Raw genomic sequence first — 16139 nt, forward strand, 5'->3', positions numbered from 1 at the left:
CTGCCATAGCGCTGGCGCAGGGAGCCTCCATCAGCTGTGGCTACAATTCCCCCCACCGTCGCCTGTTGGGCATAGAGGGGGTCCACAGGCCAAAACTGTCCTTGGGTGTGCAGCTGGGTCTGGAGGTCGGCAACGGCCATGCCCGCTTCCACCCGAGTGGTAAAGTCATCCACCCAATGCTCCACCAGCTGATTGAGGCGAGCGGTACTGACCACCACATCAAAATTTAGCCGGTGGTGGCAGCCCCAGTGCAGCTTTGTCCGCTGTCCACAGCTGAGCAAACGCCAGCGGTGTTCATAGCAGGTACGTACCACTGCCGACAGCTGCTCAATGGACTCAGGAAAAACAATGCTAAGCTCGTCAGCGGTCTCAAATCGTGTATCGCCAAGACTGGACCAGGGCACCACCCGATCGCTACCAAGCATCGATTGAAATGTAGTTACAGGGCTCATGATGTTGCACTGACTGCGCTTTCCATCATATGGCCCTGGTGATCCGCTTTAGCAACCGATTGGCAACAGAATTGCGGGTTTGCTATCCCTGGATGGGCCATTACTCAATGCCAATTTTTACCGGGCCGCCAGCATCATTGGGAGGCTCAGCCCGCACCTGCCGGTAGTCGGCATAGAGCCGGTCGCGCCAGGTCCAAAACGGCTCATAGTCGAGGGCATCCGCCAGACCAGGCACGCCCTTGTCGCACAGCCCTGCGGGCAGATCGATGTAGCGCTGGGCCGGAAACTTGAGATACATGGATAGCCCCGCGACGGTAAAGTCTGCCAGGGTCGGCTGCTCACCGACTAAATAAGGACGCTCTGATAACACCGCGCATATGGACGATAGAGACTGCTGCAGGCTCAGGGTAGCCGTCTTGATGTCATCGGGGCCAAAGCCAATGCCGGTCCCCAAGAGATTTAACAAATCTCCAGGCACCGCGCTCACCAATTCCTTGAGCACATCTGGTGTGGCAGCAGGCAGTAGGGCGGTGCGAAAGCTGGGGTGCTGACTAAACGCGCCGATCATCGCTTTGCGGGCATTGGGGCCAATGGACTCGTCGGCCCAGTCCTCCAGCATCAGACACAGACCCCGCATAGCTCCATCCGCTGGCAGGACCGGACGTTCAGGATAGGTTTCATCCAGGTAGATTGCGATCGCACTGGAGTCCGCCACCACCGTCGCCCCGTCCTTGAGCACCGGCACCTGCCGCTGACCCGACAGCCGATACAGCTCCACCTGGCCCACACCAGGAGACACCTCCACCGTCTTGTAAGGCAGCTGCTTATAGTCCAAAATCAGCCGGACCTTTTCACAGTAATGAGACGCTTCAAACTGATGTAGCTCTAGCATTAGGAACACCCCTTTGGTTCTGTCACATTGACGGTCAAATTGCCATAGCCCATGGGTGCAAGCAGCTGGTGCATGGTCACCTCAGCCCGTTCGCTAGCCATGGATAAAATACCCTCATCACATGCCCCCTGGCGGATCTGCTTGAGGGCCTCCTGCTGGGCCAGAGTTTGCAATTCTGGAGCCCGGTCTGGCCCCAAATTCAAAAAACCACGGTCGTATTCATAAACCTTGGAGCGAGTCACATCGAGTTTACTGTCCAAGATCTTAGGCGCAGGCAGCGTCACCACCAGGCTGGGCGGCTGGTCCTCAGCCCCATCAATCACCCGGACATTCTCTTCGCTGATCGCCTCCAAATCAATACCGGCCCGGACTTCCCCATGGGCGATATACAGCAAATTGGTCTGTCCCACGACATAGCTACCCACCGTGCGATTACTTTCCGTAGGTACCACCGCCTCCATGGCAAAGATCGCCGTCGTCAGTTCGCTAGCCCCCTGCACCTGCTGGATCACCAGGGTGCGCGTATCCACCTTATCCTCCGGTGGTTGGGGAGTGAACATCAGCTTCACGCCCTCCATAAACTGCTCCCCGGTTCGCCACATGCCGTAACCCGCAATGGACGCAACCACCAAACCACCGCCCAAAACTGCCATCGACAGCATGGACCACACTGGCAACGGCTCTGACCGTCGGGATGGCTGATTGATTTGTTTCTCCTTCTGCTTATCCGTTTTCCGAGATCGACTGCGATTAGCAATACGAGAGGGACGAGTAAACATGACACCGCCTAGAACGCTAGGGATGATTCTAACGTCAGTTGCTAAGAATGGACGGTCAATTCATCCAGTTGTCGTAAATGTCCTAACTTTTGATCGTAGGCAGCTTTATCAAAGCAAGCACGATTAGACCGGCTGAGACAAATGCAGATTAGGCAAACACGATAAGGTGAATAGAGAGCACTGCCTAAGCTGAATCTATGACTGCCTCTTCATCCGAGACCAACCAACAACGCCTCAAGCACTTCCGAAACAACCTCCTCCAACTCCATAAATTGCTCCTAGAGTCAGAGCGCGTCCGCTACGAACAAACCAACGGCCCGATCAAAAATAAAGGTGAATTCTTCCAACTCGTCATCAGCGACGATGCCTTTAGCTGGCTTCGACCCATTTCTCAGTTCATCGTTCAGATTGATGAGTTTACCAGTGCCAAAGAACCCCCTGAGAATCCTGAGGAAACAGCTGCGATTCTATTGGAAAAAGGACGGCTGATGCTCAAGCCCGATGAACACTCCGTTACCCCCCTAGCAGCCAAGTATTTTGAAGCCATACAAGCTGATCCCGATGTAGCCCTCATGAATGCCCAGATCACCCAGGTCTTTCGGGCGTAACCTCTCAAGTGGTTCACCCTGGAAAGCCCGTAGAGTAACGGTGCGGATCAATGGTTTTTATCACCGATCTCTCAGTTAGCTTTAATCTGCCGTCGATATACTTGTTCTAAGATTTCGAACAAAGCTAACTTAGCCAAGCGATCACTCCTATGACAACAACAACCGATTCTCTATCCGCGCAGCTGGCAGAAACCCGTGCGGGCTTTCAGCAGAAGGTATCCGACGAGATCAAATCGACAATGGATGCTGCCACCGAGGCTTTAGAGTCAGCCAGACTGGCTGACCAGGCATTGCCGGTGGGCGCTATAGCTCCTGACTTTGAGCTACCTGATGCCACTGGCAACGTGGTCAAACTGAGCACATTGCTTAAGCAGGGGCCGGTGGTGATTAATTTTTATCGGGGTGAGTGGTGCCCCTACTGCAACCTGGAGCTGCGGGCATTTCAAAACCTACTGCCCGAGTTTAAGCAGGCGGGAGCTAGCCTGGTGGCAATTTCTCCAGAGCTACCGGATCATTCTCTCAGTGTCACTGAGAAACACAGCTTAGAGTTTGCGGTCCTTAGCGATGTGGGGAACACAGTATCGCGCCAGTATGGTTTAGTCTTTACGCTGGATGCTTCTCTGCAGCCGATCTATCAGGGCTTTGGCATTGATATTCCCACCAGCAACGGTGACGATAGCTATGAGCTACCGATGCCAGCTACCTATGTCATCGACCAGTCTGGCCGTATTCGCTATGGTTTTGCTGAGGCAGACTACACCCAACGAGCCGAACCGCAGGATGTCTTAAGCGTTGTTAAGGAACTGACGGTATAAACTCTCATCCCCTAGCCCCTGCTCCCACACTGGGAGCAGGGGCGTAATCTCCTCATAGGGCACAGATTCATTGTCCTTCCCTCCAAAAATTAACAACGCCCTAAATAAATCAGAAGTTTTGCCCCTGTGTGTACCTGGATGCGTCAGCTTTATAGGGTGCGTACGGCAGTCCCGCCCAGCAACAGGACAAAGGACTGTTTTGCGCCATTGCTGATTAGAAAGGTCGTTCGAGCATGGCTGCATTTTTACTCATTGCAATTGAACTAATATTTATTCTGATTCTATGTTGTTTTTTATATATTGCATTTAATTGGGGCTCTCGTTGGATTTTGCAATCGTCTTCGCTGCAGCTGGACCATACGGGCTTGCAGACGCTGCGACAGAATGTGCTGGGTATTGTCATTATCTCGGGTCTGTTGTTAGCTCTGTTGGTAGCAGGGTTTAACAGCTGGATACTACTACAGGGCAAACAGCCAGATGTCTATACGCTATCCCTGATTCAGAATACACCTCAGGATGTGTGGCTAGGAATCGCCGCTGGTGTTGGCAAAAGTATCTGTTTACTGGCCCTGGTGGGGCTTTTGAAACGCCCACTGCGACGGTTGTTAGAGAAAGTTGGCCGCTATGCTAAACAGGTAGAACAGGTTACGGCCAACGACGAGAGTATTGATCAGCTGTTTAATGCGCTGGGGGCTCTATTGAGCACGGGCATGTGGCTCTTGGCGTTTATTTGGTGCGCTCGCTTTTTACAGCTGCCTCAGCAGGTTTCTCCTTACCTGTATGCTGTTTGGCGAATTTATCTAATTATTTCTGTCGGTATTATTGTTTTTAAGTCTGTTGGTGTCGTTGTTGATAGTCTAGATGCCCTCAGTCATAAGTATGCCAATCCCCATAATCTGTTTCGTTTTTATGAGCGGCTGCAGCATCTAATTCCGTTTCTAAAGCGCTGTTTGGAATATGGTGTATGGATTTCTGTGGCCACGTTGGTTGTTGGTCAAATTTCTTTGATTTCTAGCTTTGCTGACTATGGAACCCAGGCTGTTCAGGTGATTGCTCTGATCTTTTTAGGGCGATTGGCCACCAATATTATGCAGCTGGTGGTTTCAGAGGTGTTGCTATCGACAGATGACACATCTGCTGCTGTTTATCAACGACGAGTCACCATTACACCACTGATTGTTAGTTTGCTCAGGTATGTAATTTACTTTGGCACCGTTCTGTTTCTTTTAAAGGTGCTGAACATTGATCCAGGTCCCATCTTGGCAGGTGCTGGAATTGTGGGTATTACCGTCGGTCTAGGGGCACAGAATCTGGTGAAGGATTTGGTCAGTGGCTTTTTTATCCTGTTTGAGGATTACTATCTGATTGGCGACTTTATTGAAACAGAAGCAGCTCAGGGAACGGTACAGTCCATTGAGCTACGGACCACACGAATTTTGCACCCCAATGGCCAGGTGCAGATTTTGCGTAATGGCGATATTGGGTCAATTGTGAACTATTCCAAAACTCCGGTGGATGCGGCGGTGGAAGTGTCCATTACCTATGAAGTCGATCCAGAGAAGGCGTTTGAGATTATTGAGCGGGTAGGTGCCGAACTTTATGAGGCAGAGGACGATATTTTAGAGCCCACGCGCATTGACGGTGTGGAGACGTTTTCAGAGGAGATTTGCATGATTTATACGCGCACGAAGGTACAGCCAGGCAAACATCTGAGGATTCAGCGGTTGCTCAGACAGCGTTGTTTGGTGGAGTTACTCAAAGCAGATATTGAAGTAGGTTCGTTGGATACCAAACTGGTACTAAAGAGTGGATTTGAGAAGCTCAGTTTAGGCAATGGTCAAGCTTAGGGATGAAGAGATGCTTGACGGTGTACTGCTCAGCAGTAAAAGTGGCTTCTGTCCAGTAGTACTTCACCATGGTCAGGTACCCAGGCTGCCCAGGTATCTTCAGCGGTTTGGCAGAGTAGTTTGGCTTTATCGTAGGCGAAATAGCTCGGTGGCTGAATCAAGTTTACCCAGGTATCGCGGGTGTAATTAATTTGACACACTGAGTACCATGCAGGAGCTGTTTCTGCTTCTGGCTCTAATGGACAGACGGGAGCGCTAGCTTGAAGGAGCATACCCTTTCTCCAATTCGCAGTATTTATGTATTCGATTTTACAAAATGGAGCTGCGATCGCATAGTTAGCACCAATAAGTTAATAAAACCTGACAAACGCTCATACTGCTTCAATAACAGAATTAGGGACAGGATATCGGTAAAGTCGAAGCCTGCCGTCCTCCAATCCTGGGAGAGCCCAGACTTAAAGCCCCCATAACTTGTGGTTTGGGGGCATATTCAAAGATACCAATTTTCGGTTTTCTATCTTCCTGAATGATTAGGTCAACCTACTTAAACCCACTTATCTCAACTAGACCAAGTTAAATGTGCTGCTATTCAGATTGAGATTGCTCGCTCCTCGAATCACGGCAATCAGCTCATCTTGCTGACCCGCACCATTGTCGATAAACAAGGCACGACCGCTATCCACCCCCTTAGGAGATGAGCCTAAACGGTAATTGTAATTGTCACTCAGCTGGATAATATCACCTTGACTCACGTTTAGATCGGTGATCAAGGCATAGTTCTTGGTGCCCTTCGATTTTGCATTACCATCATCGTAGAGCGTGCCCGATTCATTACCCAAGACAAAGGTATCGCGGCCCCTGCCTCCGGTCATCACATCTTTCTCAGCAGAACGTCGCCGCCAGGCTCCCTGCAAAATATCATTGCCATCACCACCGAGGAGCGTGTCGTTACCCGTACCGCCCAGCAGCTGATCATTATTCGCTCCACCCAACAGCTGATCATTGCCAGAGCCACCCAACAATCGATCGTTGCCGTGGTCACCTATGAGCTTGTCGTTACCGCCTTTGCCGTTGATTACGTCGTTACCTCGTTTACCAACGATACGCTGGCTATTGGAACCCCCAATTAAGGTATCGGCGCCCACGGTCCCTCGGATGACAGCCTTATTACTAGATGTGGGTGGTTTTGGAGGTGGCGTGGGAGAACCGCCCAGGGGTTTAACCGAGCCTTTACCACTGCCATAGCCTTGAACAATTGTTTGAATATCATCGGGCAATAGATCGGCTTGATCAAGACTGGAAAAACGCCCTTTGATCGACGGATTCATAATGGCATTAGCGCTATTCTCATGACGCAGACCTAAGGTGTGGCCAAGTTCATGAAGTACGCCCTCTACAAAGTTTGCCGAAGAATCCCAAGTCTCTTTATCAAAGAAGAGATCACCGCCAATCGCATGGGTTTCAGACGGGAAATAAGCGAATGCAAAGGTACCCCCGTCACCATTAATAAAGTTGCTATGGAATCGCAGCTGCGGATCGCCTTGCTCTACTGGAACAAACTGATTGAGCAACGTCTGAGCATTAGCGCCTTGATCTTTGACTTCAACAAAGTTGATGGGCACATATTTAGCATAAACAGCGAATGCCTTTTCAACCGATGCCTTTATTTGCGTCTTAGAAATACCTTTAATATCGTTTAAGAAATCTTGGGTATAGCTGTATGTGAGCGTTAAGGGATTACCCTTACCCCCCGGTTGTTTCCACAGACTATCTATGGAGCCTTCGCTTCTTTTTGGCCCTTCAATTTCTGGCGTACAGCAAGCTGAACAAACACAGCCATTTAGATGGGTGCCAGGCATCTGAAGATTCTCATTGAGAAAATTGGCACCACGCTTGGGGACTATAGAAGATTGGATGCCCTCAGCGATGTCAGGTGCTTTAATAGAATGTTTTTGTTCCAATAACGAGGATGTTAATGTCATAATGGTGTACCTTTTGATTGTTAGATAGTAGTCGGCTATTTAAAGTCACAAATGGTTTGAGTAGATATGAGATTTTCGCTCAAATAAAATTTCGATTGATATCCGGTCAGCACAAGTCAGTAGTGGTCCTCCTGGGATAGGAGAACCACTGCCGTTTTTAATCGGTGATGTCTCTGGTGATGTCTTTATAGATGTGTATACACAGCGGGGTCAGAGTCCCCCAACGTTGAGAGAACTCTGCCAACGTTGGGGACTTATTTGCACATTGTCTAGAGTACCTTAGACCATTCGGAATGTGCTGCTATTGAGGTTGAGATTACTCGCTCCTCGAATCACGGCAATCAGCTCACCCTGCTGACCTGAACCATTGTCGATAAACAAAGCACGGCCACTATCCACTCCCTTAGGAGATGAGCCTAGGCGATAGTTATAATTGTCACTCAGCTGGATAATATCGCCTTGACTCACATTTAGATCGGTGATCAGGGCGTAGTTCTTAGTACCCATCGATTTGGAGTTACCATCATCGTAGAGCGTGCCCGATTCATTACCCAAGACAAAGGTATCGCGGCCCCTGCCTCCGGTCATCACATCTTTCTCAGCAGAACGTCGTCGCCAGGCTCCCTGCAAAACGTCATTGCCGTCACCACCAAGAAGCTTGTCATTACCTGTGCCGCCCAGCAGCTGATCGTTGTTAGCTCCACCTAGTAACTCATCATCACCAGAGCCGCCCAACAATCGATCGTTGCCGTGGTCGCCGATGAGTTTGTCATTACCGCCTTTGCCGTCAATCTTATCGTCACCTCGTTTGCCAACGATGCGCTGACTGTTGGAACCTCCAATTAATATATCGGCTCCAGTTGTTCCTCGGATCACTGATTTGTTGCTGGGGCGAGGATTGGGATTGGGATTGGGATTGGGATTAGGGTTTTCTATGGTGCCCTTGCCAAACAGCTGGGTCCAATAGTGATTGTAGTTGGTGCTACCGGTGTCATTCTCTAGAAAGTAATGACCAACGCCAATCTCGTTATAGTCGGCATTGAGCATGTTAGCTCGGTGACCAGGGCTGTTAATCCAGCCGTTAACTACGGCTTGTGCAGACCGTTGCCCAGCGGCAATATTTTCGCCCACAAATCGGGACTCATAGCCTGCTGTTTCAGCCCGGTCCCAGGGTTTAGAACCATTTTTGCCCGTGTGGGAAAAGTAATCTTGTCTTGCCATGTCCCGGCTGTGATCATCAGCAGCCTTGTCCAGGTTTTGATCAAGGACTAGGTCCTGCAAACCGTTTTCTCTACGAAAGTTATTGGTCAGTCTCAGAACTTCTTGTTCGAATGCTGTATTCTGCATGTTCGTTGCTTTTGAAAGTACTAGATTGCAAAGAAAAAATCTCTAGCTTTGAACACACTTAAATCGGGGGAGTCTAACAGGGGGAGTCATAGACGCGATCGCACCAGCGCTGATACTAGTCAGCTCGCAAAAGCACCGTTGCTCTCACGCGATGGCTTTGTTAAACGTCAATTACTACAGGCAACTAAGAACTCTCTTGTTATCGGCATTAACCTAACCAAGGCGGTACTCTTTTTGTACCAGGCAAAGGATATTAGAAATTACCCTCGGATATCTTGCAGCAAGTCATCTTTTTCTACTCAAACTGCAAGTCGCACGAGTTCTTAATGGCAGTTTACACCTGTTGAAATCATATAAATCGTCTATGTCTATGTCAACACATCAAGATATGCCAGTGAGAGATTTCTACCTTTTTATATCGTTCAAGTGATTGCCCTTAAAAGGTTTTATTGTCTTTAAAAAGAGTTCAAGAAGTTCTCGTAATGATGAAATTCTCAAAAAAATACATGACAAATAGCGTAGTTGTTACTATCGCCTGTAAAACATGTGCCGATATGAATAGTGCCACAGCTATTTTCAGGGTTTTTACAACAAATGCTTCACCATGACCGACCACCCCGTACTATAAAAGAGTACAGCTCATTGCAACGTGTGCCTATGCTGCCCAAAGACGATCTGCTCAAGGGTGTAGACAATGTCGAAACGTTAACCCATGTGATCGATCAGGCCGATCAGGCTATCCGCACGTGGGAGCCGATCACGACTGATTTTCTCTCGCCCCCCGAGTTCTACGAAGCTCAGGCTATTTTTAACCGCCTGACCGATATCCACACCCAGGCCCAGGGCGGCTACCCTCAGGCTGAGCGCCAGCGGTTGACCATGGCTCGGTCTGAGATTCCTTTGGTTGATCAAGCGCTACCCTTGGCTTTGCTGAGTGTAGCCGGTAACTTTTTGTTTGATACCGCCACCCATCGGGATTTTCTAGGCGCGCTGCTGGGTACCGGCATCGTCCGCGAAAAAGTGGGGGACATTATTATTCTGGGGGAACGCGGTGCCCAGCTGATTGTAGTGCCTGAGCTGGTGGAGTTTTTGGAAATGAGTCTGACCCAGGTACGCTCAGTACCGGTAAAGACCAAAGCCATCGACTGGAGTGAGCTACGGGTACGAGAACCTAAGAAAAAGGAGATGACCACCGTTGAAGCCTCTATGCGTTTAGATGCGGTGGCATCGGCAGGGTTTGGTATGTCCCGTAGCAAAATGGCCGATATGATTACCGCTGGGGATGTGCGGATCAATTGGAAAACCATTTCCCAGTCCAGCCATTCATTGAAAGCCGGGGATTTGGTGGCCATTCGTGGCAAAGGACGCCTGGAGATTGGCGATGTGATGATCACCAAAAAGCAGCGCTACCGTATTGGCCTGACACGCTACGTCTAAGGGGTGCGATCGCATACCCTATGAAAACCTACGTTTCTGACCCGTCTTGCCCATGCCTCGTCTGTCTGCTCGTGCTTATTCACTGTTAGACGCAGAACTTAAACGTCTCTGCGCTGGCAAACCCACCGAAAAAATACGCCGTGATATTGTAGCGAAGCGTCTGCAAAAGATGTGCGACCAAGAAGGCTCCCCAGCTACCTATGCAGAGCTTAAGGATGCTGTCGACGATATTTTTCCAGAATTTGACGAACAAGTCTTAAAACGAGCAGCTAAGCTAAATCTGCCCAATCCGGTCATACGTCCGACAAAATGGCTGCTGGCTATCGCCGCTGGCACCGTGACTTTGGCCGGTGGATTGTGGTTTGTGAACCTGCCCTATCCCATGATTCGCTGGCCCATGGCCAGGGTGGCCCCCATGCTGCTATTGCCTAGCTTTATGCGCATGGACCATAGCTATCGCCAGGCGATTATCTATACTGAACAAGCCGACCAGCTGATCAACAATGCCACCAGTGTGGCTGATTTTGAGCTAGGTGAAGAAAAGTCAGCTCAAGCCCAAACATATCTGGATCGTCTGCCGGTTTGGTTTCTCGGCTACTATCCCCAACGGTACTGCCGATTTTTTGGCTGTGGCTGGCGCTTTACCTTGGATGAATTTGAAGAGGCCCGCGCGCTGATCGGTCGTATGGAAGCCCAAATTTTTCAAGAACAAAATGCGTTTGAGCAGTTAGATGCTGGGACCTCAGCTGTGGAAACAGCAAAACGACAGTATCCAACGGCACAAACCTCTGCGGATAAGACGGCTACTCTAGTCGCATGGCAGGCGGGTATGGATCAATTAAACGAGATTCCAAAGGAGACATTAGCCGGTGCGCAAGCCCAAACGCGGCTTGAAGCCTTTCAACGAGATTACTCAAATCTCGCAGGTTCCACAGCTGATGTACAGCAATCGACTGACTTGATTACAGTAGCAAAGAATTATGGCATCCGCGCCGCCGAAATTGTTCAGGGAGCCCCTCATCCTGTAGATACTTGGGCTCGAGCTGAAAACCTTTGGAAAGAGGCAATTGATGCCTTGAATAAAGTCCCAGCAGGCAGTCCCGGCTTTGTTGAAGCAGAAAAAATAAAAGCTGAATATATCGACAACAAAGAACAAATAGCAACCCGTAAGCGCCAGGAACAGAAAGCCATAGCCACGTTTGAGGCTGTGCAAGCTGATGTGATCGAGCTGATTGACAAAAGTGAGCGCGGTGAAATTCGGGGTCTTAAAGCGCAGTTTCAACGCGTGATTCAACAGCTTGGCACAGTCCCCGAGAATACAACCGTATCTGAAGAGGTTCAATTGTTACAAAAGCAGGCTCAGGCCAAACTCAACGAGCTGCAACAAGTGCTCAATTAGCGATCTGCTGTAAGACTGCTGTATCTGTTTACTCTTAGCTCTCTCGGACAGCCAGACCAAACACATTGACATTGGCAATCTGAAGCTGGGTCATGGCTTGATCCAGCAGATTTTGCTTGAGCTGACCAGGGCGAGCAACAATTAGCATGCCATCGACTTGTTCTGCGATCAAATAGGCATCTGACTGGCCAATTAGTGAGGGGGCATCAAACACAATTAAGTCAAATTTAGACTTGAGCTGTTCAATCCTTTGCTGCACTCGCTTAGAGGTGAGAATAGGCCCTGCGTCCTGAGCTTCTTTCCCGGCACACAGAACCTTGAGACCAGGAATAGGTTCATGGAGAAACCTGTTTTTAGCTAGCGTACTGGCATCACTCAGGGCCAGGGCGGTAAGACCGTAATCATTTGGGAGTTTGAGATAGTTATGGATTTTAGGGTCCCGCAGGTTAGTATCTACTAACAGTACCCGCTGTCCTAGTAATGCTGCCGCCTCGGCTAGATGAATCGCGGCTACAGACTTGCCTTCATCATCCATGACAGAACTGACCACCACTGAGTTGAGCGGCTCTACACTGCTCAACCTCAAATTGGTATAGAGCGACCGAAATGCTTCCATAAATGGGTCTTCGGGGTGGATACCCGTCGCACCGTTTTTCCAGGGGTTGCCCTGAGCCGCTGCTACCTGACTGGCTAACTCTAGGGTTCTAGAGGAGTCACGGATGGGTAGTTCCAGTATTTCAGGATTGGGAATCCTGCCTAATATAGGTAGCTGCATCGACCGTTGAATATCTTTTTCTGAATAGATAACGCCGGTTGATTTGTCTAGGAGAAGTGCGATCGCACTTCCCAGTAATAACCCCAAGGTGCCCCCCAGCAGCAGATTTTGCAAGAGGCTAACCGTCTGAGGAGTAGGCTCAGCAGGCGGTGTCACAACTTCCCAAGGAATTTCTCGCTGGGCTGCGTCAATCTCTAAAGCGGCTTGTTTTGCCAAAAACTGATTGAGATTTTCTGTCGCAATATCCAACTCTCTTTGAATATCGACATACTGTCTTGAAATATCAGATAGCTCATCAACATCTGTGCTCAGCCCCTGAAGGGTTTGATTTAAAGAACGCTCTTGAGCTTCTAGAGCCTGCATCTGAGACACTAAATCCCGTTGAGACTGTTCCCCTTGCTGCTCAAGCAACGTCAACAAATTGCTTCGCTGTTCTACTAGCACATCCATATCAGGACTACCGTTCAGGTATAGCGTAGAGGCCTCAGCAATCTGAGTATCTAGCTCCAACAACGTATTTAGCAACGTCTGATACCTGGGATTTTGGGCCAACGCCGACGATGATGCCTGTTCTTGGGGGCCGCTGAGCTGACTGCGCAGCCGTTCATAGGTGGCCCGATTTTGTTCTAATTCTATTTGCAGATCCAGCTGCTGCTGAGAAAAGGCTGTGACCTGGCCAGACAGCTGAGCACCCCGAGATTCAGGATCAATCAGATCATAATCTATGCGTAGTGATTGGAGCTTATCTTGCAAATAATCCACCTTATTGGTTAAATCAGGTAGTTTCTGCTCAACAAACTCACTAGCACGACGAATATCAGCCTGCTTTGACTCTAGACTGTAGGCCAAGTAGGCCTCAGATACCAGCCCTAAAATCACCTGTACTTTGTTGGGGTCTAGATTTTGAAATGTAATCTGCACAATGTCAGAATCTTTTCCCAGACGTTTGATCTCTAAGCTATCGGCCAAAACCTTATAGCATGAATCGTAATTGGCCAGTTCTGTATCAGGTGCCTTGGGCGGACAGAAACCGAGATCTCGTTCCCTAACGCCGTCGATTACCGGCTGTAGAACATTGGGACCGGTCAATATTTTGAGCAGTCCCCGATCAATCGCATCTTTTTCGTTACCTGCCAGAGTTTCTGGAACGTTAGCGAGAACTTCGGTTTCAGTACTCTGGGACTGAACCAATAGCTCTAAATTACCCGTATAAATGGGCTTGTCAGTAGATACTTTGACCGCTGCTAAACTCGTGGTAACAACTGTTACACCGGCTATCACCCACCATTTACGCTGTAGCGTTTTAATCAACGCACCAACGTTAAAACCGCCTTCGTCCTCTACCGTGACCGGGTCATGGACTGTCCAATTGGGGGGGGATACTACCGTATTAGCTCTCATAGGTTCAGAAATAAAAGATATGGGGGCATTGGTATGGCCGTTAGATGCTTAGTCAAAGATATTGAGAAATCGCAGGGGCGAGAAGATATTAGTAATCACTTGCCCTACCGGCCGCAATACCGAACCAATGTCGTCACTGAGACGGGTAATTGCAGATGGATTGACAATGACAACATCATTGTTCTGTAATAAGGGGTTATTCTCCTCATTGATACCCTGGGCAAAGTCCACCGGAATTGTCTGGCGAATCACAGTGCCATCAGGATTCAGCCGGATTAGCTCAGCCTCGCTCTCCTTAGCACGGGTGTTAAACCCACCCGCCGCCAGGATAGCTTGACTTAAAGATGTGTTAGGGGGTAGTTCAATAACACCCGATTGATCCACTTCACCGACAACATTGACACGAATTGTGTTAGGAGAAAAACTAGCAGATGCAACGGTCGGTACTTCCGTAGGCTCCAGCGCTGTTGCTGTTGGTACAACAATGGTATCACCGGCCTGTAGCACTACATCTTGACGCACATCACCGACTTCCAGTAATTTCCATAGGTTGACATCAATTACCTGGGAGTCTCCAGAACGTGTGGGACGCACAACCTGGACCTGGCGAATGTTTGCCCGTGGACTAATCCCCCCGGCAACTTGCAATGCGCGCGTTACTGTTGTGGGTGTACTAGAATTAGACGATGCCCCCGGCACACCGGCATCTCCAGTGGTGGCAAATCCACCCTGCAGTGTATAGGGGCCAGGGCGATAAACTTCACCAATGACCGCAATATTAATGGGCTCGCTGACGCTGGCCGCAATACTAGAATCAGCTAAAAGAACCGCTTCTTCTAGGGAAACCTGTCCGGTGGGAATAAAAATAGAATCTCCATCCCGCAGTGAAATATCGTACTGCGAGCTACCGGACTCTATTAGCTGCCAAAGGTCAATGGTAAGAAGCTGCTGGCTACCATCGCGTCCAGGACGCTGAACTTGTATTTGCTGAATATCGGCTACCTGGGTAACGCCACCGGCTTTTTCGAGCAGCTGACTCAGGCGAGGAGCCTGGGTACCGGTTTGGGTCAGGGTATAGGCACCTGGTTGATTGATTTCACCGGAAATACCTACCTGCAGCGGGCGTCGATTAGTCAAACTGATGGTAACCAGGGGCCGCCTTAGGTATTGGCCATACCGATTAGAGAGTAGGGCTGTCGATTCATCAATGGTTAGACCCGCAACATTAACGGCCCCAATCAGCGGTAAGTTGAGTGTACCGTCAACTAGAACTTCGCTCTCGCCGCTATACTGAGGCACTTTGAATATATCGACTTGGACCACATCCCCGGCCCCCAGGGTATAGGCTGTTTCAGCGGGCGGGGGCGACGCAGGAGCTTGGGAAGAAGCGCTATTGCTCAGTTCTGGCAATGATGGAGCCTGAGCTTTTACAGGAGATGACGAGATACCTATTACAAAGAGTACGGCCCAAATAATTGTCAGTCTGGGGTGAGGCAAACAACGGTTTAACATAAAAATAAGGTCTGCAATGTGGGACGTGAACGCACAAGCTTCGAACACACACTGGGTAAAGACCGCGGGCAAGCCTTTAGGTTTATACGTTTTCAGGTATAGCCGATGTCAATCCGTTATTTTTTGAAACAGTTGAGACAAATTTCACAGATGTCTCAGGGAACTAGTTGCAGATAATTGCTTTATCCATCAATGATGTTCTGCTGTTACGACGTTTCTATGGATAATCTATGGACAGAAGAAACACTGCCACATATCTTCCATCAGAGAGTATTCGGAAGCAAGCTCCGACGAAGTTATTGAGAATTTCATCTGAACTTTACTTTCAGCAATGACAAACCCACAATGGTTGTCTATACTGATGCCAACGAAGGGTGTTCATGAAGTCATAAAGGGTGTTCATGAAATAATCACGAAAGTGCATTACCCATCCGTTCCCAGAACATGTGTTTACCGTTCAGCGGCTTCTACAGATAAGATTTTGGTAGTCGTAAAGTAGATTAACATCGGCAGTTTAGTCCTTACATCCAATTTCATATCTGTCACATCATAGAAATCTATCACCATGTTCCAGTGTTTCCCAATCTTTGTTGGAAAAGTGCTTATAAGTACTTTTTGAGGTTGCTTGTAGTTTTGGCGTAGAGAATTATTCTGTGGGTCCCTAGCGGGCTTTGTGCGAGCCCTACACAGAATATTGGGTCATATGACAGTCAAATGCACAAACAGTGCTTGATGTCAAAACGCTTTGCAGAAGCTCTCGAAAGCTTCGTCTATCTTTGATGGCAACAGAAAGGCTTGTTACGTACCCGTGTAATTCCACAATTATTACATCGAGCAAATCAATCATTGATGTTTCCACACTACTGCAATAAAAGCAGGTCATTGAGCTCAAG

General features: G+C 49.1%; 13 protein-coding genes. 5 read left to right on the forward strand and 8 right to left on the reverse strand.

The annotated features are described in order from the left end of the window. The 3 genes from IQ260_RS06205 to IQ260_RS06215 all read right to left on the reverse strand — a co-directional run. Positions 1 to 452: FAD-binding oxidoreductase (locus tag IQ260_RS06205; RefSeq protein WP_193991864.1), on the reverse strand; the 452-nt coding region annotated here is incomplete at its 3' end. A gap of 100 nt (positions 453 to 552) precedes the next feature. Beyond that, entirely contained in the window at positions 553 to 1344 is a 792-nt protein-coding gene (locus IQ260_RS06210) for a glutathione S-transferase family protein (protein ID WP_193991866.1), read from the reverse strand. Continuing rightward, positions 1344 to 2123: a DUF4230 domain-containing protein gene (locus tag IQ260_RS06215; protein ID WP_193991868.1), complete on the reverse strand. Its 780-nt coding sequence runs from the start codon at positions 2121 to 2123 to the stop codon at positions 1344 to 1346. The genes IQ260_RS06210 and IQ260_RS06215 overlap by 1 nt, the downstream gene beginning before the upstream one ends. A gap of 197 nt (positions 2124 to 2320) precedes the next feature. Between IQ260_RS06215 and IQ260_RS06220 the strand changes: the two genes are divergently transcribed. The 3 genes from IQ260_RS06220 to IQ260_RS06230 all read left to right on the forward strand — a co-directional run bounded on the left by IQ260_RS06220 (position 2321) and on the right by IQ260_RS06230 (position 5393). Continuing rightward, a complete protein-coding gene (locus IQ260_RS06220; protein WP_193991870.1) occupies positions 2321 to 2731 on the forward strand; it encodes a hypothetical protein in 411 nt (136 codons plus the stop codon). 149 nt (positions 2732 to 2880) lie between these two features. Beyond that, a complete protein-coding gene (locus tag IQ260_RS06225) occupies positions 2881 to 3546 on the forward strand; it encodes a peroxiredoxin-like family protein (RefSeq protein WP_193991872.1) in 666 nt (221 codons plus the stop codon). Between the two features lie 329 nt (positions 3547 to 3875). Then, positions 3876 to 5393 (forward strand): mechanosensitive ion channel family protein, encoded by a 1518-nt coding sequence (locus tag IQ260_RS06230; protein ID WP_228015631.1) that lies wholly within the window; start codon positions 3876 to 3878, stop codon positions 5391 to 5393. Positions 5394 to 5422: 29 nt separating this feature from the next. On the opposite strand, the gene IQ260_RS06235 is transcribed toward IQ260_RS06230, so the two are convergent. The 3 genes from IQ260_RS06235 to IQ260_RS06245 form a co-directional block, all read right to left on the reverse strand. After that, complete coding sequence (locus IQ260_RS06235; protein WP_193991876.1) at positions 5423 to 5665, reverse strand: hypothetical protein; 243 nt, start codon at positions 5663 to 5665, stop codon at positions 5423 to 5425. 291 nt (positions 5666 to 5956) lie between these two features. Further along, entirely contained in the window at positions 5957 to 7375 is a 1419-nt protein-coding gene (locus IQ260_RS30890; protein WP_228015633.1) for a matrixin family metalloprotease, read from the reverse strand. Between the two features lie 279 nt (positions 7376 to 7654). After that, positions 7655 to 8722 carry a CAP domain-containing protein gene (locus IQ260_RS06245; protein ID WP_193991878.1) on the reverse strand — a complete coding sequence of 356 codons (1068 nt, stop codon included), beginning with the start codon at positions 8720 to 8722 and terminating at the stop codon, positions 7655 to 7657. A 657-nt stretch (positions 8723 to 9379) separates the two neighbouring features. Between IQ260_RS06245 and IQ260_RS06250 the strand changes: the two genes are divergently transcribed. Together IQ260_RS06250 and IQ260_RS06255 are read left to right on the forward strand one after the other, a co-directional pair. Further along, positions 9380 to 10159: a photosystem II S4 domain protein gene (locus tag IQ260_RS06250; RefSeq protein ID WP_193991880.1), complete on the forward strand. Its 780-nt coding sequence runs from the start codon at positions 9380 to 9382 to the stop codon at positions 10157 to 10159. Between the two features lie 52 nt (positions 10160 to 10211). Further along, positions 10212 to 11558, forward strand: a complete 1347-nt coding sequence (locus IQ260_RS06255) for a hypothetical protein (RefSeq protein WP_193991881.1) — start codon at positions 10212 to 10214, stop codon at positions 11556 to 11558. 34 nt (positions 11559 to 11592) lie between these two features. Here IQ260_RS06255 and IQ260_RS06260 read toward each other — a convergent pair whose 3' ends face one another. After that, positions 11593 to 13734 (reverse strand): GumC family protein, encoded by a 2142-nt coding sequence (locus tag IQ260_RS06260; RefSeq protein WP_193991882.1) that lies wholly within the window; start codon positions 13732 to 13734, stop codon positions 11593 to 11595. A 48-nt stretch (positions 13735 to 13782) separates the two neighbouring features. Beyond that, positions 13783 to 15246, reverse strand: coding sequence for an SLBB domain-containing protein (locus tag IQ260_RS06265; protein ID WP_193991883.1), 1464 nt, complete (start codon positions 15244 to 15246; stop codon positions 13783 to 13785). Between the last annotated feature and the right edge of the window lie 893 nt (positions 15247 to 16139).

Source organism: Leptolyngbya cf. ectocarpi LEGE 11479 (assembly GCF_015207065.1).
GTDB classification, from domain to species: Bacteria; Cyanobacteriota; Cyanobacteriia; order Phormidesmidales; family Phormidesmidaceae; genus Leptothoe; species Leptothoe ectocarpi.

Bases quoted from the DNA above. Each gene is read 5' to 3' on its own strand.
- IQ260_RS06260 (WP_193991882.1), bottom strand. From the start codon at position 13,734: ATGAGAGCTAATACGGTAGTATCCCCCCCCAATTGGACAGTCCATGAC.
- IQ260_RS06245 (WP_193991878.1), bottom strand. From the start codon at position 8,722: ATGCAGAATACAGCATTCGAACAAGAAGTTCTGAGACTGACCAATAAC.
- IQ260_RS06215 (WP_193991868.1), bottom strand. From the start codon at position 2,123: ATGTTTACTCGTCCCTCTCGTATTGCTAATCGCAGTCGATCTCGGAAA.
- IQ260_RS06210 (WP_193991866.1), bottom strand. From the start codon at position 1,344: ATGCTAGAGCTACATCAGTTTGAAGCGTCTCATTACTGTGAAAAGGTC.
- IQ260_RS06235 (WP_193991876.1), bottom strand. From the start codon at position 5,665: ATGCTCCTTCAAGCTAGCGCTCCCGTCTGTCCATTAGAGCCAGAAGCA.
- IQ260_RS06250 (WP_193991880.1), top strand. From the start codon at position 9,380: ATGCTGCCCAAAGACGATCTGCTCAAGGGTGTAGACAATGTCGAAACG.
- IQ260_RS06265 (WP_193991883.1), bottom strand. From the start codon at position 15,246: ATGTTAAACCGTTGTTTGCCTCACCCCAGACTGACAATTATTTGGGCC.
- IQ260_RS06255 (WP_193991881.1), top strand. From the start codon at position 10,212: ATGCCTCGTCTGTCTGCTCGTGCTTATTCACTGTTAGACGCAGAACTT.
- IQ260_RS06220 (WP_193991870.1), top strand. From the start codon at position 2,321: ATGACTGCCTCTTCATCCGAGACCAACCAACAACGCCTCAAGCACTTC.
- IQ260_RS06225 (WP_193991872.1), top strand. From the start codon at position 2,881: ATGACAACAACAACCGATTCTCTATCCGCGCAGCTGGCAGAAACCCGT.
- IQ260_RS30890 (WP_228015633.1), bottom strand. From the start codon at position 7,375: ATGACATTAACATCCTCGTTATTGGAACAAAAACATTCTATTAAAGCA.